The following is a 19,484-nucleotide window of genomic DNA, read 5'->3' on the forward strand; positions in this document are numbered from 1 at the left end:
CGAGATCCGCGAGTACTTGCCCGAGCCATGGACCGCACCGTCGCATCGCACAACGTCGTGGCGCCGGCGCCCTATGAGGAGCAGCAGTCTTGCGCGAGTTCAGCCTTCCGGCTTTGTACGAGGTCCCCGCGGACGGAAATCTGACCGACATCGTCCGCCGAAACGCCGCGCAGCATCCGGATGTCGCCGTCATCGCCCGCAAGGTGGACGGCGCCTGGCAGGACGTGACGGCCACGACCTTCCTCGCCGAGGTGCTCACCGCCGCGAAGGGCCTCATCGCCTCCGGGATCGCGCAGGGCGACCGGGTCGCCCTGATGTCCCGGACGCGGTACGAGTGGACCCTGTTCGACTTCGCGATCTGGTGCGCGGGCGCGGTGACGGTACCCGTGTACGAGACCAGCTCCGCCGAGCAGGTGCAGTGGATCCTCAGCGACTCCGGGGCCACCGCGGTCATCGTGGAGTTGGACGCCCACGCCGCCTCCGTCGAGTCGGTGCGCGACCGACTGCCCGACCTGAAGCACGTCTGGCAGATCGACGCGGGCGCGGTGGAGGAGCTGGGGCGGGCGGGCCAGGACGTCAGCGACGCGGCCGTCGAGGAACGCGGTGCGCGGACGAAGGCCGACGACCCGGCGACCATCGTGTACACGAGCGGTACGACCGGCCGGCCCAAGGGCTGTGTGCTGACGCACCGCAGCTTCTTCGCCGAGTGCGGCAACGTCGTCGAGCGGCTGCGGCCTCTCTTCCGGACCGGCGAGTGCTCGGTCCTCCTCTTCCTGCCGCTCGCGCACGTCTTCGGCCGGCTGGTGCAGATCGCGCCCATGATGGCGCCGATCAAGCTGGGCATGGTCCCGGACATCAAGAACCTCACCGACGAACTGGCCTCGTTCCGGCCGACGTTGATCCTCGGTGTGCCGCGTGTCTTCGAGAAGGTCTACAACTCGGCGCGGGCCAAGGCGCAGGCGGACGGCAAGGGCAAGATCTTCGACAAGGCCGCCGACACGGCGATCCTGTACAGCCGGGCGCTGGACACCCCCTCCGGTCCGTCCCTCGGGCTGAAGATCAAGTACAGGACGTTCGACAAGCTCGTCTACAGCAAGCTGCGCGCGGTCCTCGGCGGCAAGGGCGAGTACGCCATCTCCGGCGGCGCCCCGCTCGGTGAGCGGCTCGGGCACTTCTTCCGCGGGATCGGCTTCACGGTCCTTGAGGGCTACGGCCTCACCGAGTCCTGTGCGGCGACCGCGTTCAACCCGTGGGACCGGCAGAAGATCGGCTCGGTCGGCCAGCCGCTGCCCGGCTCGGTCGTGCGCATCGCCGACGACGGCGAGGTGCTCCTGCACGGCGAGCACCTCTTCAAGGAGTACTGGAACAACCCCGGTGCGACCGAGGAGGCGCTGGCCGACGGCTGGTTCCACACCGGCGACATCGGCACCCTCGACGAGGACGGCTTCCTGAGCATCACCGGCCGCAAGAAGGAGATCATCGTCACCGCGGGCGGCAAGAACGTCGCCCCGGCCGTGATCGAGGACCGTATCCGCGCGCACGCGCTGGTCGGGGAGTGCATGGTGGTGGGTGACGGGCGGCCGTTCGTGGGCGCGCTGGTCACCATCGACGAGGAGTTCCTGGGGCGTTGGGCCGCCGAGCACGGCAAACCGGCCGGGTCCACCGCGGCGTCGCTCGCCCATGACCCGGATCTCCTCGCGGTGATCCAGGGCGCGGTCGACGACGGCAACGCCGCGGTGTCGAAAGCGGAATCGGTGCGGAAGTTCCGCATTCTGGCCTCCCAGTTCACCGAGGAGTCGGGCCACCTGACGCCGTCCCTGAAGCTCAAGCGCAATGTGGTGGCGAAGGACTACGCGGACGAGATCGAGGCGATCTACCAGAGTTAGTACAGGAGTTGATGCGGGCGCCGGTACGCGAGCCGGTGCCGGACCTGGCTCATGGCGCGGTGTCCTCGGCGAGGACCCGCGCCATCGTGCGTTCCGCGAGCGCGGTGATCGTCACGAACGGGTTCACCCCGATCGAGCCGGGCACCAGCGATCCGTCGGTGATGTACAGCTTCGAATACCCCTTCACCCGCCCGTAGTTGTCGGTCGCCTTGCCCAACACGCAGCCGCCCAGCGGGTGGTAGGTGAAGTCGTCGGCGAACACCTTGTTGCCGGAGCCGAACAGGTCGTACCGGTAGATGGTGGAGTTGGCCGCGTTGATCCGGTCGAACAGCTTCTTCGCCATGGCGACGGACACCGCGCTCTGGGCGGCGCTCCAGCCGAGCCGTGCCGAGTCGGTCGCCGCGTCGTAGGTGAACGACGCCCGCTCCGGATTCTTGGTGAGCGCCAGATAGAGACTCACCCAGTGCTCCAACCCCGTTGGCAGCGGGGCGATCTCGGCGAAGACGGGGTTGTCGGCGTTGGCCCAGTCGTCGATGCCCATCACCGGCATCGTCGACTGGTTCGCCCCGACCGTGTCCCACAGATGGTTGGCCCGCCCGAGCATCACGTTGCCGTTGGTCCCCCAGCCGGTCCCCACGCTGGAGTTGAGCGCGGGCAGCGTGCCCGTCTCCCGGGCCCGGACGAGGAGTTCGGTGGTCCCGATGCTGCCGCCGCCGAGGAACAGATAGGTGCACCCGTACTGCTTGGTCTGGACGACCGCGCCGGTGTCGTCGATCCGGTCGGCGGTCAGGACGTACGTCCCGTCGGCGGCCCTGGTGATCGCCCTGACCCGTTCCATGGTGGTGATGGTGACGTTGCCGGTGCCCAGCGCCGAGGCGAGGTACGTCTTGTCGAGGCTGCGCTTGCCGTAGTTGTTGCCGTAGATGACCTCCTGCCCGAGCGCCGACTTGGTCGCCGTGCCGGCCGCCTCGCGCTGCATGTAGTCGAAGTCGTAGACGCTGGGTACGAAGGTGGTCTTCAGGCCGGTCTTCTCCGCGTGCTTGCGGGAGACCCGGGTGAAGCGGTACCACTCCGTGGACTCGAACCAGGCGGGGTCGACGCTGTTGACGCCGAGCATCGCGCGGGCCCTCGGGAAGTAGGTCCCGTACATCTCGGCGGAGTTGACGCCGGGGAACTGCTCGGCGAAGTAGGACTGGAGCGGGGTGACGGCCATGCTCCCGTTGACCAGCGAACCGCCGCCGACCCCGCGGCCGAGGAACACGGACATGTCGTCGTAGTGCACACGGTCCAGGGCGCCGGGATAGAGGGGGATGTCCTTGTTGACGACGTCCAGCCACAGGAAGCTGGCCAGCGGCGCCTCCGTGCGGGTCTTGAACCACATGGAGCGCTTGTCGGGGGCGGCGGTGGAGCAGAAGATCTTGCCGTCGGCGCCCGTGGTGTTCCAGAGGCGGCCCATCTCGATCACGAGAGTGCGGATGCCTGCCTGGCCGAGGCGGAGCGCGGCGACCGCTCCGCCGTATCCGGAACCGATGACGATCGCGGGAGCGGACTCGACGGCGGCGGGTTCGACGGCCTGGGCGGACTGGAGGCCGACACGGGTGAATCCGAGGGCGGCGGCCGTCTGGAAGGCGGCCATGCCCAGTATTTGACGTCTCGTCAGCTGATGCTGCATCAACTGACGGTGTATCAGCTTTTCTGTCATGAGCGCAGCATCGGCGGAATTTCGACTTCCGCCTAGTAGGTGCGTACCTATATGTATTCACCTTTGCCGACGGCCCTGACCCCAGCCGTCACAGCAGCTCCTTCAGCTCCTCCGCGAGCAGATCCCAGCGCCACTTCTCCTCGACCCAGGCCCGCCCCCGCTCCCCCATCCGGGCGCGCAGTTCGGCGTCGCCGAGCAGCACGGTGATCCGGTCGGCGGCCTCCTCCACCGAGGTGCCGCGCACCACCCAGCCGGTCTCGCCGTCCAGGACCGCGTCCGGCGCGCCCCCCGAGTCACCGGCGACCACCGGCAGCCCCGTCGCGGACGCCTCCAGGTAGACGATCCCGAGGCCCTCGACATCGAGACCGCCCCGGCGCGTCCGGCACGGCATCGCGAACACGTCACCGGCGCCGTAGTGGGCGGGCAGCTCGGCCCAGGGCACCGGACCGGTGAAGCGGACCGAGTCGGCGACGCCGGTCTCGTGCGCGAGCTTGCGCAGTTCCCGCGCGTAGGGTCCGCCTCCGACGATCAGCAGCACCGTCTCCGGCTCGACCGCGAGGATGCGGGGCATCGCCAGGATCAGCGTGTCCTGCCCCTTGCGCGGGACCAGCCGCGAGACGCACACGACCACGGGCCGGTCGGTGAGCCCGAGCCGGGCACGGACCGCCTCGCCCCCCGACCCCGGGTGGAAGGTCTTCTCGTCGACCCCGGGCGGCAGCTGGACCATCCGCCGGGCCGCCCCCGGGGTCAGCGCGGTGGCGATCCGCGACCGCGTGTACTCGCCCAGGTAGGTGATCGTGTCCGTCGACTCGCCGATCCTGCGCAGCAGTTGACGTGCCGCCGGCAGCTGCGCCCACCCGGCCTCGTGACCGTGGGTCGTCGCCACCAGCCGCTCGGCGCCCGCCTTCCGCAGGGCCGGCGCCATCAGCCCGAGCGGCGCCGCCGCCCCGAACCACACCGACGCGCACCCGTGTTCACGCAGCAGTCCCACGGCCCGCCCGGTGACCGCGGGCGTCGGCAGCAGCATCGTCGTCCGGTCGCGTACGACGGTGAAGGGCTGCTCGGCGTCGAAGGCGGCCGTGGCGCGGGCACCCTCGGGGCCGCGCTTCCAGGTGGAGGCGTAGACGACGAGGCGGTCGGGGTCGAGCCGTAGCGCCATGTTGTGCAGGAAGGCCTGGATACCGCCCGGCCGGGGCGGGAAGTCGTTCGTCACGATCAGGGTCTTGTGCACGCCGCCGACCCTACCGAACCGTCCCCGGCACCCTCCCAGAACCCTCACAGGAGTCCAGCCCCGTTTGATGGCGATCGCACAGCCGCTCGGGAGACCATGGCCGCTCATCGGTCGACACCCGAATATCTGGTCGAGAAGAACCAGCCACGAGGGACGGACAGGGGTTCAGGTGGACATCGCGCGCAGAAGACGACCGCGGCTCCCCGTGGCACCGCTGGGCACCTGGGGCCTGACCCGGCTGCTCCTGCTGCTGTTCGTGTTCAAGGTGGTCGTCTTCCCCGGCCCGGACGTCACCAGCGACGTCTCGGTGATCTACCACGGCTGGTACGAGGTGCTGAGCCGCGGCACCTTCCCGCTGGCCGACGTCACCTGGCAGTACCCGCCCGCCGCCGCCCTGGCGATCCTCTCGCCCGGCGTCCTGCCCTTCCTGGACTACGCGTCGGCGTTCTTCGTCCTGGCCGCTCTCGCCGACCTCGTCGTCCTGTCCCTGCTCCTGTACGCGGGCGGACGCCCCGGCCGATCGTCGCGCGGCGCCTGGGTGTGGGTGGTGGGCGTTCCCCTGCTGGGCCCGACCGTCTACGCCCGGTACGACGTCATGGTGACCGCCGTGGCCGTGGCCGCGCTGCTCGCGGGCGCCCGGCATCCGCGCCTCATGGGCGCCCTGGCGGGCTTCGGGGCGCTGCTGAAGGTCTGGCCCGCGCTGCTGCTCGTGGGGGCCGCAGGGCGCCGGGCATGGGCCTGGGCGGCCCTCACCGCGGCCGCTCTGACGTCCGTGTTCGCGGTGACCATGCCCGGCGCCTTCGCCTTCCTGACCTTCCAGGGCGACCGGGGCACCGAGGTGGAGTCGGTGGGCGCCCTCGTCTTCCATGTCTGGCGGCGGTTCGGCTGGGAGGGCCGGGTGGCGCTGAACTACGGCTCCATCGAGTTCCTCGGCCCGTTCGTGGGCACGGTGAGCACGGTGGCGCTGCTGCTGACCGTCGTCGCCTTCGGCTGGCTGCTGCTGTGGCGGCTGCGCGCCACCCGCTTCCTTCCGCACACCCTCGCGGACGCGGCCTTCGTGGCGGTGCTGCTGTTCACGGTGACCAGCCGGGTGATCAGCCCGCAGTACATGGTGTGGCTGGTCGGCCTGGCCGCCGTCTGCCTCTGCTTCCGCGCCACCGGCATGACCCTGCCCGCCGGCCTGGTCGTCGTCGCCTGTCTGGTGACGGTCCTGGAGTTCCCCGTCGGCTTCGGGCACGTGGTCGCGAGCGACACCTACGGCACGACCCTTCTGTTCACCCGCAACGGCCTGCTGATCGCCGCCACCCTCACGGCGGCGCTGCGGCTGTGGCGCACGACGGTCCCGCGCCGGGCGCAGCTCCCGCCGCTGCCGGACCGGACCGGCCGCGCCCGGGAGACTCAACCGAGCTGAGCGCGGAGGTACTCCCGCCACAGGCCCGTGAACTCCGCCGGCGTCGTCCCCAGCACCTTCGCCAGCGCCCCCCGGACGGCCCCCGCCCGCTTCCCGTGCGCCCCCACGGCCCGGTAGAACTCGCCGAGCCGCACCTCGCCCCACCGGTCGGCGATCAGCCGGCACGCCAGCCAGCCGCCCTCGTACGCCTGGGCCAGCTTCGCCGCGTCCCCGCCGAAGCCGAAGTCCGCGTCCACGGGAAGCGCGTCCGGCACCTGGCCCGCGACGACGGCGCGGGCCAGTTCGGGCGCCGCCTGGACGGCCGTACGGCCCGTGGACCGGTAGCCGACCCAGTCCGCGTACCCCTCGGAGAGCCACAGAGGTGTGGCCGCCGAGGTGGCGGTACGGGTCGCGACATGCGTGGTCTCGTGGGTGAGCACGACCTGCTTGCCGAAACCGCCGAGCACGCCGTACGCCTCGGGGTTGACGATGATCCGGTCCGCTGGCGCCGTCGGCGACCCGCCGGCCTCCCCGGTCGTGACCGCCGCGATCCCCCGGTACGCGGAGGACGGCGCCCCGAGCAGCCCCGCCATCCCCTCCAGCGACTTCGGTACGAGGATCACGACCCGCTTCGTCCACGCCCCGCCCCACGCGTCCGTCACCGCGGGCACGGCACGGTCGGCGAGGCCCGCGTACCGGCGCAGCAGGTCCGGTGGCTGCCCGACCCCCAGCACGAGGCTGTGCGCCCCTCGTACGGCCTCGACGGTCCCCTCATCCCACAGCTGCCGGGCCGTCCCGCGCGCGGGCTCGTCGTCGTCGACGTACCACCGGCCGTCGTCCCGCCGGGTGAGGCGCAGCGTGCGCCCGGCCTTCACAGGGGCCTTGTCGATGCCCTGGACGCGGTAGCTCAGCTCAACGTCGGCGGTGGCCCCGTCGGCGGTGCGGTGCAGGGCGGTCAGGCGGTACGACCAGGCCGCCAGCGGGAGCGCGCGCAGCCGCGTGAACTGCGCAGCCGCACCGGTGCGCGCGTACGCCGTCCCGTCGCCGGCGAGGACGGCCGCCGAGCGCCGGTCCAGCAGCCGTCGGACGTCGGCGGACGCGGTGTCGGTCCCCGGCCGGCCGCCGCACGCCACGAGGGCGGTCAGCGAGCCGACCAGCAGCCAGAGAATCGCGCCCCTGACCCGCCACGCACCCCACGCACGCCTTCGACCAGCCACGCCGACGATCGTACGGCCCGACTGTCTGGAAGCCGAGACGACCTGGACGACCGGGAGGTCCGGGGAGCGCTGACGTCCCGGCGGCTCAGACCCTGGTGACCGACGACACCGGCATCATGCCCACCGGGTCGTACCGCACCGGCGCTCCCGGATAGGGGGCGTGGATGACCTGGCCGTTGCCCACGTACATGCCGACATGACTGGCGTCTGACCGGTAGGTGACGAGGTCGCCGGGCTGGGCCTGGGAGAGCGGGACCTGCTGCCCGGCGTACCGCTGGGCCTGCGAGGTGCGCGGCAGGGAGACCCCGGCCTTCGCGTACGACCACTGCATCAGGCCCGAACAGTCGAAGCCGGAGGGCCCGTTGGAGCCCCAGACGTACGGACTGCCCAGCGCGGCACGGGCCGCGGCGACGGCGGTCGCCGCACGGGCGCTCGGCGCGGCGGCGTTGCCGGGGTCGGGCAGGTCGGCGCGGTCGGAACGCGAGGCCCGGTCGTAGGCGGCCCGGTCGGCGGACGGCAGCGAGTTGAGCAGCTCCCGCGCCTTCGCGAGCTTCTGCTCGACGGTCCGCTTGTGGGTGGCGACGGCCTTGCGGCTCCGGTCGAGCTCGGTGAGCTTGCCGGTGGCCTCCGCGCGCTCCTGGGCGAGCTCCCGCATGGCTGCCTGGAGTTCCCTCAGCTCGGCGGCCTGGTGGACGTTGATCCGGTCGAGCGCGGCGGCCTTCGCGAGGTACTCGTCCGGGTCGTCGGAGAACAGCAGCGCGAGCGAGGGGTCGAGGCCGCCGGCCCGGTACTGGGCGCCCGCGAGCGAACCGAGCGTCTCCCGCATGGTGTTGATACGCAGTTGCTGCCGGGCGATCCGGTCCTGGGCCCGGGTCACCTGCTCGCGCAGCGCGTCGGCGCGCTCGTCGGCCCGGTTGTAGGACTCGGTGGCCTTCTCGGCCTCCGTGTACAGCCGGTCCACCTCGGCCCGGGTGTGGTCGGTCGGCGCGGCGGTGGCCGAGGGCACGGCCGCGCCGAGAGCGGCGGCTGCGACGGACAGCACGCAGAGCGCGGCGCTGGCTCCCCGGTCGAACCCGGACGGTGCAAGGCGGCGATGGAACCCCACGAGAAGCCGCACTCCTTCCGCTGGCGGACGCATGTGTTCCCCCGGTGTCGGGGGGCGCGGCAGACAGTAACCGGGCCACCACACGCGGACCAACGACCTCGACGGCCACACACGGTGACGCCCCGCCTATGACGCAGGTCATGGGCGGGGCGTGGGGTCAGCGGACCGTGTCGGGATTCGCCCGTTCGGGCGTCAACGTGTCCTGATCTTGAACAGACCCGGAAGGAGTACGACGATCCGATCCGTCGAAGAGAGGATCAGATCCGTACGCCGAACTGGAACGGCATGTTGTCGATCGACTCGTACCGCACGACCGTGCCGCTGCGCGGCGCGTGCAGGACCTGGCCGTTGCCGGCGTAGAAGCCGACGTGGTGGTGGTCGCTGTAGAAGATGACCAGGTCACCGACCTGCAGATCGCTCTGCGAGTAGATGCGCGTACCGGCGTTGGCCTGTTCCTGCGAGGTGCGGGGGATCTGGATGCCGGCCTGGGCGAACGCCCACGAGGTGAGGCCCGAGCAGTCGAAGGAGCCGGGGCCCGAGGCGCCGTAGACGTACGGCGAGCCGATCACGCTCTGGGCGGCGGCGTACGCGGACCCGGCGCGGCCCGTGACGGCGCCGCCGCCCGAGTCGTCGAGGGCGGAGCGCGCGCTGGCGCGGCTGGCGCGGGCGTCGGCGGCGGCGAGGGCCGCCTTCTCCGCGGCCGTCATGGAGTTGAGGAGCTTCTGCGCCTCGGCGAGCCTGCCCTGGACTTCCTTCTTCTTCTTGGCCAGCTCGGTGCGGGTGTCCGCGAGGTCCTCGAGCTTCTCGCTGGCCTCGGAGCGCTGCTGGGCGAGCGCGCGCTGCTTCTCCTGGACCTTCTTGAGCGACTCGACCTGCTGAGCGCTCAGCTGGTCCATCGTGGACGCCTTGTCGAGGTAGTCGTCCGGGTCGGCGGAGAGGAAGAGCTGCACGGAGGGGTCGATGCCACCGGAGCGGTACTGGGCGGCGGCGGCGAGTCCGAGGCCGTCGCGCAGCTCGTTGAGGTCCGCCTGCCCGCGGGCGACGTTGTCCTGGAGGGCGGAGATCTCCTTCTCCAGCCGGTTCTGCTTCTCCTCGGCCCCGTTGAGCTTCTCGGTGGCCTGCTCGGCCTGCTCGTAGAGCTTGTCGACCTTTGCCTTGACCTCGTCCTTGCTCGGCTTCTCACTCGGCGCGGCGTTGGCGGCGTTGGCGCTGAGGGCCACGGCGGCTGCCGCGGCGGTGGTGAGCACGGTCACGCGGGTGCGGCTCGGCTGCTTCGGTCGACGATGGGACGCCACGGAGGCGAACTCCTTCTTCTCCCGCCGTCACTCCCTTTGAGTGATCACCCGAGCGGAGGTTCGAGGCCTGACCCTAGTGACCTTCTTGTGATCACTTCAAATCCTGAGGTGAAAAATGTTTGTCACACCGTGCATTCTTTACGTACAACTCACGTGCGGTAATGCCCGATTGACACTACGTTGCGTGACAGTTCCACCAATTCGGGCATTCGGCGCTTATGTTGTCAGCCGCCCGAGAACCGCTTCAGCAGCACCACCGAAGCCACCGGACGGGCCCCGGCCTTGGCGATCCCGTCGGCCACCTCGCGGTCCGTGGACACGACGATGACCGGTCTGCCGGGCGGCTCCGCGCGCACCAGCTGACGGATCAACTCGTCGGCGGTGACACCGGCCTTGGAAAACAGGACGCGCACCCCGCGCGGCGGCGCCAGCAGCACCGGAGCCGCCAGTTCGGCCCCGTCGAAGACACAGGTCATCTCGGCCCCGGTCTGCGCGGCGAGCTGCGACAGCTGCCCCAGCAGCCGGAGCCGCTGCTTCTCCAACGGCATCTGCGGATAGCCGGTCTTCGTCACGTTGTAGCCGTCGACGACCAGATGCGCCTGCGGCAGCGCCAGCAACTGGTCGAGAATCGCCGGATCGTTCTCGGACAGCGCCCTGGCGGCGATGTCCTTCGGCGTCATCCGCCCCGGCTCGACCGCGTCCACGGTCTCGGCGGGACGCACCGACACCGGCGGCAGCGCCAGCTCCCGCCGCAGCCCCTGCGCCGCGTCGAGCACGGTGTCCAGCAGCAGCCGTACGCGCATGTCCTCGACGCTGCGCCCTTCCCGGGCGGCCCGTCTGCTGGCCTCCAGCGCGGCCTCGACCTCGGTCAGCCGCCCCTTGAGCCGCCGTGCCTCACTCTCCGCCGCGGAGACCTGTGTGTGCCCGTCGGTGCGTACGGTCTCCATCTCGGCGTGCACCTTGCGCAGGGCCGCCTCGCCGCGCTTGACGTCACTGAGGGCCGCGCGCAGCTTTCGGTGCAGCGACTCGGTTTCCTTCTTGGCCGACTCCAGCTCCGCGCGCAGCCGCTCGGTCTCCGTACGGGTCTGTCCCCGGGCGACGGCCAGTTCCTCGCGCAGCCGCTCCAGCTCGGCCCGGCTCTCGTCGTCGGCGCGCTCGGCGTCGGCGCGCTGCGCCTCCTCGCCGGCCGCGGTGACGAGCTTCACCCAGCCCGTGGGGCGCAGCACATAGGCCGCGGCGGCCACGTCCAGCGGATCGGCGGCCGGGGGCGGCGAACCGGCGTCGAGAGCGCCCGCCAGCTCCGGCTGGGCCTCCCTCAGCTTCTCCCCGATGCGCTGCCGGAACAGCGTGTCGGTCTCCAGTGCGGCGGCCATCGCGTTGCCGGCGAACTTGGCCCGCCGGTTGGGCGCGAACCGCGCGTACTGCCGCAGCTGGGCGGGCAGTTCGGCGACGGTGAGTCCGCCGAACCCGTCGGAGACGATCTGCACGACGCGCCTGCGCACGCCGTCGGGCAGCGGGCGGTCGAGCACCTCGGCGGCGCCGTCGCCCGGCTCCCCGCCTGTGGTCTCCACCATCCGTCACCCCAACCGATTCCGGTGCGGGGCCGGCTCCTGTCAGGAGCCGGCGCCCGGCCTGTCCACGAGTTCCACCTGATCCACGGCGTTGCACCAACGGCAGCGCACCGACTCGATGGTCTCACTGACCACCTCGCGCTCCTCCACCTTGGGATCTCCCGCGAGGTCGAGGTGCACGTACTCCACGACCTTCGAGGAGCGGGTCACGTCGAAACGCGTGAGGTTGCCGCAGAGAGCACAGCGCCACCGGGTCGTGTCGGTCGGCAGAGGAACCGTCATCGTGGATATGTTCGCTTTCCTTCTAGTATCCGTGCTGCGCCAGATTGCCTGGAGCGTGTGGCTCGTAACCCTAAGGCCTGGCGGGTACCCACCGCCCGTCCGTCCACAGCGGCGAGGCGGTCTGTGCTGTTCAGTCCTGTTACGTCATGCTCTGTGTCCATGATCGGCGAGTTCGAAAAGTGGCGTACGACGGTCCGCAGCTCGGTCCGCGCCCGGTCGGCGCCGGTGACGTACGGGCTGATCGCCGTCTGCTGTCTGCTCTTCGTCATCGGCCCCGCCTCGGGCCTCAACCCGGGCTACGGCACCGGGGACGCCCTGCTGGCCGCCCAGCGGGCCTACTTCCGCCGCTGGGGCGTGGTCCCCGCCGACCTCTTCACCGGCGCCCCGCGAGCCACACTGACCCCCGCCACGGCACTGTTCGTGCACGGCAGCTGGGTCCACCTGCTGGGCAACATGCTCTTCCTCTACGTCTTCGGCGCGATGACCGAGGAACGCCTCGGCCACCTGGAGTTCGCCCTCTTCTACGTGGGCTGCGGCTGTCTCGCCCTGCTGGGTTACGCCGCCGCCAACGCCGACTCGCAGCAGACGCTGGTGGGGGCGTCCGGCGCGATCTCGGCGATCCTGGGCGCGTTCCTGTACCTGTTCCCCGGCGCCCGCGTCACGAGCCTCCTGCCGTTCCTCTTCTTCCTGCCGCTGCGCTTCCCGGCCTGGCTGACCCTGCCGTTCTGGGCGACCCTCCAGTGGGTGGCGGCGGGCCGGGCCTCCTCCGGGCCGGGGGTGGCGTATCTGGCGCACGTGGTGGGGTTCGGGCTCGGCTTCGCCTACGCGTGGGTGCGATATCGCCGTACGACTAGAGTGAGGCCCGCCCCAGCGACGGCCACCGAGGGAGAGAACCAGCCGTGATCACCGCGATCGTGCTCATCAGGACCAGCGTGGACCGGATCCCCGAGATCGCGGAACGGATCGCCGCGCTGGAGTCCGTCAGCGAGGTCTTCTCCGTGACGGGCACGTACGACCTGATCGCCATGGTCCGGGTGAAGCGGCACGAGGACCTCGCCGAGGTCATCCCCGGCAGCATCAGCAAGATCCCGGGCGTGGAGGGCACGGACACCCACGTGGCGTTCCGGACGTACTCCCAGCACGACCTGGAGGCGGCGTTCGCGATCGGCCTCGACAGCTGACCTCTCCAGCCCGTCCGGCACCCCCCAGCCCGTCCGGCGTTTGAGGACGAGGCCGTTCAGGCCGAAAGGGGGGTCTGGGGGCGCAGCCCCCAGGGACAGGATGGGACGGGTAAGGGCGGCGGGGGCGATCAAACCGCCGGCACGCAGCGCCCGTCCTCGGTCCGGTACTGCCAACGCGCCCCGTCCCGCACAAGCTCCTTCACCGCACCCACGAACCGCTCCACATGCTCGTCAGGCGTCCCCGCCCCGAAGCTGACCCGGATCGCGTTGAGTGACTTCTCCCCGGGGGCGGCCTCAGGGGCGCCGCACTCTCCCTGGCTCTGCGGGTCACTGCCCAGCAGCGTCCGCACCAGCGGGTGCGCGCAGAACAGCCCGTCCCGCACCCCGATCCCGTACTCCGCGGAGAGCGCCGCGGCGAAGTGCGAGCTGTTCCAGCCCTCGACGACGAACGAGATGACGCCGACGCGCGGGGCGTCGTCCCCGAACAGCGAGAGCACCCTGACCTCGGGCACCTCGGCCAGTCCCGCCCGCACGGTGTCGATCAGCCGCTGCTCCCGGGCCACCAGCGAGTCGAAGCCGGCCGCGGTGAGGGCCTTGCAGGCGGCGGCGATCGAGTAGGCGCCGATGACGTTCGGCGAGCCGGCCTCGTGCCGGGCGGCGGTGTCGTGCCACTCCACGTCCACTCCCCCGTCCGTGCGCCGCGTGACCTTGCGGCTGGCGCCGCCGCCCGCGAGGTACGGCTCGGCGGCGCGCAGCCAGTCGGCGCGGCCGGCCAGGACACCGGACCCGAAGGGCGCGTACAGCTTGTGGCCGGAGAAGGCGACCCAGTCGACGTCCAGGTCCTGGACGGAGACCGGGTGGTGCGGGGCGAGCTGGGCGGCGTCCAGGACGATCCGGGCGCCGTGGGCGTGGGCGGCGGCGGCCAGCTCCCGTACGGGCCACAGCTCGCCGGTGACGTTCGAGGCGCCGGTGACGCAGACGAGGGCCGGGCCCTGCGGGTCTCGGGCCGCGAGGGCCTCCCGCAGGGTGGTGACGGCCTGCTCGGGGGTGCGCGGGGCGTTGAGGTAGGTGACCTGGGCGTCCCGCCAGGGCAGCAGCGAGGCGTGGTGCTCGGTCTCGAAGACGAAGACCTGGCAGCCGTCGGGGAGGGCGGCGGCGAGCAGGTTCAGGGAGTCGGTGGTGGACCGGGTGAAGATCAGCTGGTCGTCGGCGCGGCAGTCCAGGAACTCCGTGACCGTCCTGCGGGCGTTCTCGAAGAGGTCCGTCGACAGCTGGGAGAGGTAGCCGGCACCCCGGTGGACGCTGCCGTAGTAGGGCGCGTACGCGGCCACGTCGTCCCAGACCCGCTGGAGCGCCGGGGCGCTGGCGGCGTAGTCGAGCGCGGCGTAGGTGACCTCGCCGCCGGTGACGAGCGGGACGGTGACATCGCTGCCCAGAACGGACAGGGGGGCACAAACGACCCGGTCGGTGGCAACGGTGGAGACAGACATGGCGAACTCCCGTGAGAGGCAAGAGGAATCGCTGTGCGAGCGGACATGGCTCAGCACAGGAAAGATGCGGAACGGATGAAAGGGGTGCGCGGAGGCGGGGCTCGGCAGCCCTATCGCATTCGCTTGCTCACGGAAGACTCCCTCGAACGACCAGGACCCCTGGTGTCGAGAGGGGCCCGCGCTTGCCGTAAGCCTTGCTGCCTACGGCCTGGTCTTCATCCCGGGGCACCCCGCCACGGACGGAGGGTTGCCGGACAGTCGGCCGGGGCCTCATGACTGTCACTCATGACCTGGTACAGAACGTAACGGAGGTGATCGGCGTCCCGCAACCCGTGTCCGGATCGCGGGACGCTCCTCGCCAGGGAACTTCTGTGCGAGGGCTACGCGTTGCTGGCCGCCGACCACCGCTCCAGCGTCTTCTTCGCCGCCCCCGAGTCGATGGCCTCGGCGGCCTTCGCCATCCCGGCGCCGATCTGCTCGGCCAGGGATCCCGGGCCGGGGTCCAGCGCCACCAGCGCCGCCGCCGAGTTGAGCAGCACGGCATCCCGTACGGGCCCGGTCTCGCCGTCGAGGAGCCGCCGGGCGACCGCCGCGTTGTACGAGGCGTCACCGCCGCGCAGGGCCTCCACCGGGACCAGTTCGATACCGACGTCGCGCGGGTCGAAGGTCTCCTCCGTCACCTTGCCGTCCCGGACGACCCATACGCGGGACGTGGCGGTGATCGTCAGTTCGTCGAGTCCGTCGTCGCCCCGGAACACCAGGGACGAGTTGCCGCGTTCGGCGAAGACACCGGCGACGATGGGTGCCATCCGGGGGTCGGCGACCCCGACCGCCTGCGCCCTGACCTTCGCCGGGTTGGTCAGCGGGCCCAGGATGTTGAAGACCGTCCGGATGCCCAACTGGCCGCGCGCGGCGCCCACATGACGCATCGCCGGATGGAACCTGGCCGCGAAGCAGAAGGTGATCCCGGCCTCCTCGGCGACCTCGGCCACGCGCTTCGGGGTCAGCTCCAGGTTGACCCCGAGCTGCCCCAGCACATCCGACGCGCCGGAGGCCGAGGAGGCCGCCCGGTTGCCGTGCTTGACGACCTTGGCGCCCGTGCCGGCGATGACGATCGCCGACATGGTGGAGATGTTGACCGTGTTGGCGCCGTCGCCGCCGGTGCCGACGATGTCGACGGTCGGCCCCGGCACCTCGATGACGTTGGCGTGCTCGTACATCGCCTGGACGAACCCGGCGATCTCCTGGACGGTCTCGCCCTTGGCCCGCAGCGCGACCACGAACCCGGCGATCTGCGCGTCGGTCGCCTCGCCCCGCATGATCAGGTTCATCGCCCAGGCGGTGTCGGCGGCGGTCAGGTCGTGGCCGTCGAGCAGGCCGTTCAGCACGCGGGGCCAGGAACGGACCGCCGCGGTGTCGCCTCCGGCGGGGTTCACAGCGCTCATCTGCCGCTCCTGGGTCGGTCCGGCGGGACTCTCCGCGGGACTCCTGGTAGGGAATGGGGACACCCTATCCAGCCCGGCGACACGACGAAGGGCCCCGTCCGAGGTACGGACGGGGCCCTTCTGCCGTGTGTGGCGAAGCGAGGTGATCAGTGGTGGCCGTGGCCGCTCGTGATCTCCTTGTACTCCTCGACGGTGGGCTTGGCGATCTGGTTGTCCTCGCCGTAGTACGACTTACTGAGCTTGGCGCGCAGCTTCTCCACGCCCTTCACCTTGCGCTCGACGCCGTTCTCGTCGACGGTCGAGCCGATCAGGGCCGGCGCGTACTGCTCGTGCGCGGTGAGCGTGTGCAGGGCCTCCTGGCTGAGCGGCTCGTGCACCTCGATGAACTCACCGTGCGGCAGGCGCTTGATGATGCCCGACTCGCGGCCGTGCAGCACCTTGTCCTTGTCGCGGCGCTGGAGGCCGAGGCAGATCCGCTTGGTGACGATGAACGCGATGACCGGCCCGACGAAGAAGGAGATCCGCACGAACCAGGTGATCGCGTTGAGCGACAGGTGGAAGTGCGTGGCCCAGAGGTCGTTCCCACCACCGATCAGCAGCACCATGTACCAGGTGATCCACGCGACACCGAACGCCGTACGCGTCGGCGCGTTGCGCGGGCGGTCCAGGATGTGGTGCTCGCTCTTGTCGCCGGTGATCCAGGACTCGATGAACGGGTAGACCGCGATCACGACGAGGACCATCGGGAAGACGATCGTCAGCGGGATGAACACACCCGGGGCGAACGTGTGCCCCCAGATGTTGAACTCCCAGCCCGGCATGACACGGATCAGACCCTCGGAGAAGCCCATGTACCAGTCGGGCTGGGCGCCGGTCGACACCTGGTCCGGCCGGTAGGGACCCATGGCCCAGATCGGGTTGATCGAGGCGATGGCCGCGATGACCGCGATGACACCGAAGACCAGGAAGAAGAAGCCTCCGGCCTTCGCCATGTAGACCGGCAGCAACGGCATACCGACGACGTTGTTGTTGGTCTTTCCGGGGCCCGCGAACTGCGTGTGCTTGTGGTAGAAGACCAGGATCAGGTGGGCCACCATCAGCCCGAGCATGATGCCCGGCAGCACCAGGATGTGGATCGAGTAGAAGCGGGCCACGAAGTCGCCGCCCGGGAACTCGCCGCCGAAGAGGAAGAACGACATGTACGTGCCCACGACCGGCACGGACAGGATCGCGCCCTCCATGAAGCGCACACCGGTGCCGGAGAGCAGGTCGTCCGGGAGCGAGTAGCCGGTGAACCCGGTGAACATGCCCAGGACGAACAGCAGGAACCCGAACAGCCAGTTGACCTCGCGGGGCTTGCGGAACGCACCCGTGAAGAACACGCGCATCATGTGCACGAACATGCCGGCGAGGAAGATCAGCGCCGCCCAGTGGTGGATCTGCCGGATCAGCAGACCACCGCGCACATCGAACGAGATGTGCATGGTCGAGTTGAACGCCTCGGACATCAGCTGGCCCTGCAGCGGGATGTAGCTGCCGTGGTACTCCACCTCGTTCATCGACGGGTGGAAGAACAGCGTCAGATACACACCCGTGAGGATGATGATGATGAAGCTGTACATGCAGACTTCACCGAGCATGAACGACCAGTGGTCGGGGAAGATCTTGCGCATGTTGGCCTTGGCCAGGGAGTAGATCCCCAGCCGGCCGTCGGCCCAGTCGGCGACACGTTCACCGGCCGGTGCCTTCTCGCGCGACGAGCGCGCGTCGGAGTTTGCCGTAGTACTCATCCGCGCTCCCAGAACGAAGGACCGACGGGCTCGGAGAAGTCGCCGAGGGCCTCAAGGTAGCCGTCGTCGTTCACACCGATGCGCAGCTGCGGCAGGGCGTGACCGGCGGGGCCGAAGATCACCCGGGCGCCGTCGGAGAGGTCGAAGGTGGACTGGTGACAGGGGCAGAGCACGTGGTGCGTCTGCTGCTCGTACAGGGAGATCGGGCAACCGACGTGGGTGCAGATCTTCGAGTACGCCACGATGCCCTCGTGGGACCACTCGAGCTCGCGCTTGTCCTTGATGTTGTCCGGCTGAATGCGGACGATCATCAGGGCGGCCTTGGCGATCTCGGTCTGGAACTCCTCGTCGTGCTCCTCCAGGCCCTCGGGCTTGGCGAAGGTGAGCGAACCGACCGCGACGTCCGAGGGACGCAGCGGCTCGTTCGTGTTCATGTTGACGAGCAGCTTGCCCTTGGACCAGATGGTGTGGCGAAGCTTCGTACCGGGCAGCGGGCCGAGGTCGCGCAGCAGCATGACGCCGGAGAGCGGGAACAGGGCCATCGCGCCGAACATCGTGTTGCGGACCAGCTTGCGCCGGCCGATCGCGGACTCCTTGGCGCCCTGCTTGAAGTCGGCCAGGACCTGCGCCCTGACCTCGGGCGGTGCCGCGATCTCGTGGCGCTCGGCGATGAGCTCCTCGTCGGACATCAGGGTGCGGGCCCAGTGGACCGCGCCCGCGCCGATCATGAAGAGCGCGATCCCGAGGGACATGCCCAGCGCGAAGTTCAGCGCGCTGATGTGCCCGATCGGGAAGACGTAGATCGACTTGTCCGACGGGATCGCCACGTACGAGACGATGAAGGCGACGGTGGCCAGCATCGACAGCGTGAACAGGAAGGCGATCGCACGCTCGGAACGCTTGGCGGCCCGCTCGTCGATGTCCTGGACGCGGTGTTCGTGGGGCGGCAGCCCCGGGTCCGCGAACGGGTTCTTCTCGTCCGCGACACCCACGGCACCGTGCTCGTGCTCGTTGTGTGATGCAGCCTGCACAGCGGGCAGGTCCTTTTCTGGAAGGTCTTGGCTACTCATGACTTCTTGGCCTTTGCGGTCCGAGCGGCGACCCAAACGGCGACCGCGATGAGCGCTCCGAGGCCGAAGATCCAGGCGAACAGGCCTTCACTGACCGGTCCGAGACCGCCCAGGCCGAGGCCGCCGGGCTCGACGGTGTCCTCGCCGTTGACCGCGTCGAGGTACGCGATGATGTCCTTCTTGTTCTTCTCCGACAGCGTCGTGTCGGGGAAGGACGGCATGTTCTGCGGGCCGCTCTGCATGGCCTCGTAGATGTGCTTCGGGGCGACACCCTCAAGGTCCGGGGCGAACTTGCCGTGCGTGAGCGCACCGCCCTTGCCGGTGAAGTTGTGGCACTGGGCGCAGTTGGTGCGGAAGAGCTCGCCACCCTTGGCGATGTCCGCTCCGTCGGGCCCGTACTGCTCCTCGGTCGGCACGGAGGGACCGCTGCCCAGCGACGCGATGTACGTCGCGAGCTGGTCGATCTGCGCCTGCGAGTAGATGTTCTTCTTCTTCGGGATCTGCGCGCCCTGCGAGGTCGCGGCCGGCATGCGGCCGGTCGCCACCTGGAAGTCGACCGCCGCGGCGCCGACACCCACCAGGCTCGGACCGTCGGAGGACCCCTGACCGCCGGTGCCGTGGCAGCTTGCGCAGCCCACGGAGTACAGCCGCTGTCCCTCGGTGATGGTGAGGGACTGGGCGGTCTCATCGGCCACTGCCTGCCGCGTGGGGTTGAGCGTGCCGTACAGCCCCCCGACGGCCGCCAGCGCGATGAGTAGGACGACGACCGCCGCCAGGGGATGGCGTCGTCGTGCGGAGAGCTTTTTCACGGATTACCCCGGTGTCAGGA

General features: G+C 70.2%; 16 protein-coding genes and 1 riboswitch. Of the genes, 4 read left to right on the forward strand and 12 right to left on the reverse strand.

What is annotated here, in order from left to right:
- Window positions 1–89: 89 nt before the first annotated feature.
- Window positions 90–1,886 (forward strand): AMP-dependent synthetase/ligase, encoded by a 1,797-nt coding sequence (locus tag PV734_RS33440; RefSeq protein WP_319093524.1) that lies wholly within the window; start codon window positions 90–92, stop codon window positions 1,884–1,886.
- 49 nt (window positions 1,887–1,935) lie between these two features.
- Here the strand turns inward: PV734_RS33440 and PV734_RS33445 are convergent, their stop codons facing one another.
- The gene (locus PV734_RS33445; protein WP_319293379.1) at window positions 1,936–3,522 is read right to left on the reverse strand and encodes a GMC oxidoreductase; all 1,587 of its coding nucleotides are present in this window, start codon (window positions 3,520–3,522) and stop codon (window positions 1,936–1,938) included.
- Between the two features lie 154 nt (window positions 3,523–3,676).
- Window positions 3,677–4,819, reverse strand: a complete 1,143-nt coding sequence (locus tag PV734_RS33450) for a glycosyltransferase family 4 protein (RefSeq protein WP_319093523.1) — start codon at window positions 4,817–4,819, stop codon at window positions 3,677–3,679.
- Window positions 4,820–4,988: 169 nt separating this feature from the next.
- On the opposite strand from PV734_RS33450, the gene PV734_RS33455 reads away from it, so the two are divergent.
- The gene (locus PV734_RS33455) at window positions 4,989–6,230 is read left to right on the forward strand and encodes a glycosyltransferase family 87 protein (RefSeq protein WP_319293364.1); all 1,242 of its coding nucleotides are present in this window, start codon (window positions 4,989–4,991) and stop codon (window positions 6,228–6,230) included.
- Here PV734_RS33455 and PV734_RS33460 read toward each other — a convergent pair.
- From PV734_RS33460 to PV734_RS33480, 5 genes are all read right to left on the reverse strand, one after another.
- A complete protein-coding gene (locus PV734_RS33460; protein ID WP_415924307.1) occupies window positions 6,218–7,426 on the reverse strand; it encodes a hypothetical protein in 1,209 nt (402 codons plus the stop codon). The two genes, PV734_RS33455 and PV734_RS33460, sit on opposite strands and share 13 nt — an antisense overlap.
- An 85-nt stretch (window positions 7,427–7,511) precedes the next feature.
- A complete protein-coding gene (locus tag PV734_RS33465; protein WP_319093521.1) occupies window positions 7,512–8,531 on the reverse strand; it encodes an NlpC/P60 family protein in 1,020 nt (339 codons plus the stop codon).
- Between the two features lie 257 nt (window positions 8,532–8,788).
- Entirely contained in the window at window positions 8,789–9,826 is a 1,038-nt protein-coding gene (locus PV734_RS33470; RefSeq protein WP_319093520.1) for an NlpC/P60 family protein, read from the reverse strand.
- 224 nt (window positions 9,827–10,050) lie between these two features.
- On the reverse strand, window positions 10,051–11,400 hold the full coding sequence (locus tag PV734_RS33475; RefSeq protein ID WP_319093519.1) for an NYN domain-containing protein: 1,350 nt from the start codon (window positions 11,398–11,400) through the stop codon (window positions 10,051–10,053).
- 39 nt (window positions 11,401–11,439) lie between these two features.
- Window positions 11,440–11,679 (reverse strand): hypothetical protein, encoded by a 240-nt coding sequence (locus PV734_RS33480; RefSeq protein ID WP_006377658.1) that lies wholly within the window; start codon window positions 11,677–11,679, stop codon window positions 11,440–11,442.
- 159 nt (window positions 11,680–11,838) lie between these two features.
- Here PV734_RS33480 and PV734_RS33485 point away from each other — a divergent pair, with 159 nt between their 5' ends.
- Together PV734_RS33485 and PV734_RS33490 are read left to right on the forward strand one after the other, a co-directional pair.
- Window positions 11,839–12,582: a rhomboid family intramembrane serine protease gene (locus PV734_RS33485; RefSeq protein ID WP_319093518.1), complete on the forward strand. Its 744-nt coding sequence runs from the start codon at window positions 11,839–11,841 to the stop codon at window positions 12,580–12,582.
- The gene (locus PV734_RS33490) at window positions 12,579–12,860 is read left to right on the forward strand and encodes an Lrp/AsnC ligand binding domain-containing protein (protein WP_319093517.1); all 282 of its coding nucleotides are present in this window, start codon (window positions 12,579–12,581) and stop codon (window positions 12,858–12,860) included. Before PV734_RS33485 ends, PV734_RS33490 begins: the two co-directional genes overlap by 4 nt.
- A 128-nt stretch (window positions 12,861–12,988) precedes the next feature.
- Here the strand turns inward: PV734_RS33490 and PV734_RS33495 are convergent, their stop codons facing one another.
- From PV734_RS33495 to PV734_RS33515, 5 genes are all read right to left on the reverse strand, one after another.
- On the reverse strand, window positions 12,989–14,350 hold the full coding sequence (locus tag PV734_RS33495) for an aminotransferase class V-fold PLP-dependent enzyme (RefSeq protein WP_319093516.1): 1,362 nt from the start codon (window positions 14,348–14,350) through the stop codon (window positions 12,989–12,991).
- Between the two features lie 173 nt (window positions 14,351–14,523).
- Window positions 14,524–14,641: riboswitch (SAM riboswitch) on the reverse strand.
- An 89-nt stretch (window positions 14,642–14,730) separates the two neighbouring features.
- Complete coding sequence (gene trpD, locus PV734_RS33500) at window positions 14,731–15,795, reverse strand: anthranilate phosphoribosyltransferase (protein ID WP_319093515.1); 1,065 nt, start codon at window positions 15,793–15,795, stop codon at window positions 14,731–14,733.
- A gap of 146 nt (window positions 15,796–15,941) precedes the next feature.
- Window positions 15,942–17,585, reverse strand: coding sequence for a cytochrome bc complex cytochrome b subunit (locus tag PV734_RS33505; RefSeq protein ID WP_319093514.1), 1,644 nt, complete (start codon window positions 17,583–17,585; stop codon window positions 15,942–15,944).
- Complete coding sequence (locus tag PV734_RS33510) at window positions 17,582–18,655, reverse strand: ubiquinol-cytochrome c reductase iron-sulfur subunit (RefSeq protein ID WP_319093513.1); 1,074 nt, start codon at window positions 18,653–18,655, stop codon at window positions 17,582–17,584. The genes PV734_RS33505 and PV734_RS33510 overlap by 4 nt, the downstream gene beginning before the upstream one ends.
- Window positions 18,652–19,464, reverse strand: coding sequence for a c-type cytochrome (locus PV734_RS33515; protein ID WP_319093512.1), 813 nt, complete (start codon window positions 19,462–19,464; stop codon window positions 18,652–18,654). The genes PV734_RS33510 and PV734_RS33515 overlap by 4 nt, the downstream gene beginning before the upstream one ends.
- Window positions 19,465–19,484: the final 20 nt, after the last annotated feature.

Origin of the sequence: Streptomyces sp. AK08-02 (genome assembly GCF_033795085.1) — a bacterium.
Classification (GTDB): domain Bacteria; phylum Actinomycetota; class Actinomycetes; order Streptomycetales; family Streptomycetaceae; genus Streptomyces; species Streptomyces echiniscabiei.

Bases quoted from the DNA above. Each gene is read 5' to 3' on its own strand.
- PV734_RS33445 (WP_319293379.1), bottom strand. From the start codon at position 3,522: ATGGCCGCCTTCCAGACGGCCGCCGCCCTCGGATTCACCCGTGTCGGC.
- PV734_RS33475 (WP_319093519.1), bottom strand. From the start codon at position 11,400: ATGGTGGAGACCACAGGCGGGGAGCCGGGCGACGGCGCCGCCGAGGTG.
- PV734_RS33480 (WP_006377658.1), bottom strand. From the start codon at position 11,679: ATGACGGTTCCTCTGCCGACCGACACGACCCGGTGGCGCTGTGCTCTC.
- PV734_RS33485 (WP_319093518.1), top strand. From the start codon at position 11,839: ATGATCGGCGAGTTCGAAAAGTGGCGTACGACGGTCCGCAGCTCGGTC.
- PV734_RS33495 (WP_319093516.1), bottom strand. From the start codon at position 14,350: ATGTCTGTCTCCACCGTTGCCACCGACCGGGTCGTTTGTGCCCCCCTG.
- trpD (WP_319093515.1), bottom strand. From the start codon at position 15,795: ATGAGCGCTGTGAACCCCGCCGGAGGCGACACCGCGGCGGTCCGTTCC.
- PV734_RS33505 (WP_319093514.1), bottom strand. From the start codon at position 17,585: ATGAGTACTACGGCAAACTCCGACGCGCGCTCGTCGCGCGAGAAGGCA.
- PV734_RS33510 (WP_319093513.1), bottom strand. From the start codon at position 18,655: ATGAGTAGCCAAGACCTTCCAGAAAAGGACCTGCCCGCTGTGCAGGCT.